We start from the raw sequence: 1,245 nt of genomic DNA on the forward strand, positions 1-1,245 counted from the left end.
ACCTCGCACCCAAGTTGTGTCTTAAATTTGAATGGATTGGGGAGAACTCAGCTTTTGAATGTTTATGCAACAAAGCCGAATTAAAGTAGAAAATTTTCAACGCCATTTAAAGAAAAAAGATTTCTGTTTAATCACTCAAACAGGAATTACAGTCGAGGATGACTATAGCCTTCAGGCAATTAAAATTAATTTTCCAGTCAGCTATTTTGAAGATCAGGCTTATGATCTAGAAGTATTGCAGCCTGCAAAGGCGGATTTTGGGGGATTCATTAACTATAATTTATTCTACAGTAGAGATAGTCGTGATCAGGAATTTAATACATTTTCAGAAGTTGGAGTATTTAAAGATTACTGGTTATTTAAAAATGCCTTTTTATATCGGAATGAACCTGAAGGCCAAGAAAAGAAATTCTTAAGAGTAAGAAGTAGTTTGGATTTTGAATTTCCTGATAGGTTTTTAAGATTAACACTAGGGGATACTACCAGTCCTTATAACACTTTAAATAGTTCTTTTCGTTTTGGGGGTTTAAGTCTTGGGACCATTTATACTGATCGTCCAGATTTTGTTTATTGGAATATCCCTGCTTTGAATGGCAGTGCCAGCCTGCCTTCAACTGTAGATTTATATATTAATGGCATAAATTTATATAAAGATTCAGTTGTACCAGGTAATTATAATCTGCCTGCAGGCTCAATTGTAAATCAGGCAGGTGATGCGCAAATTGTGGTGGAAGATATTTTAGGGAATAAAACAGTTAGAAGCTTCCCTGTATATATTAATAACCGTTTATTAAAGCCTAGACTCAATGAATATAATATTTCTTTGGGAAAGCTAAGATATAATTATGATTATGTTGATGATGATTATCGCGAGTTTTTTACTAAACTGTTTTTCCGTAGAGGACTTAACTTTTCAACTACCTTGGGTGGAGATCTTTTATATAGTGAGAAAGTAAGTAACTTTGACTTGTTATGGACCCAAGGGGTGAGTAAGTATTTTTTGCTGGATACGGCATTTTCAGTAAGTAAAGATGATAAGGAAAACCAGCGGGGCTATGCAGGATCTGTTGCCATAACACGGGATTTTGAAAACTGGTCATTAGGGATTAATAGCCGGTATTTTACTAAAAAATATGAATACTTAAGTGAGGATGATTACAGTTCTAATCGGCTTTGTTGCACAAAGATTTGAAATGCAAAGCGCCCCTAATTGAGTCAAATTTAAGGCGTAACTTGGGTAAGTGG

Annotated in this window: 1 protein-coding gene; it reads left to right on the top strand. The window is 34.8% G+C overall.

Going from position 1 to position 1,245, the window contains the following annotated elements; all coding sequences use genetic code 11:
- Positions 1 to 64 precede the first annotated feature (64 nt).
- Positions 65 to 1,192 carry a fimbria/pilus outer membrane usher protein gene (locus VXP95_RS15445; RefSeq protein ID WP_416712353.1) on the top strand — a complete coding sequence of 376 codons (1,128 nt, stop codon included), beginning with the start codon at positions 65 to 67 and terminating at the stop codon, positions 1,190 to 1,192.
- Positions 1,193 to 1,245 lie beyond the last annotated feature (53 nt).

The sequence above is a fragment of the Acinetobacter sp. 226 genome, assembly GCF_048147925.1.
Classification (GTDB): domain Bacteria; phylum Pseudomonadota; class Gammaproteobacteria; order Pseudomonadales; family Moraxellaceae; genus Acinetobacter; species Acinetobacter pecorum.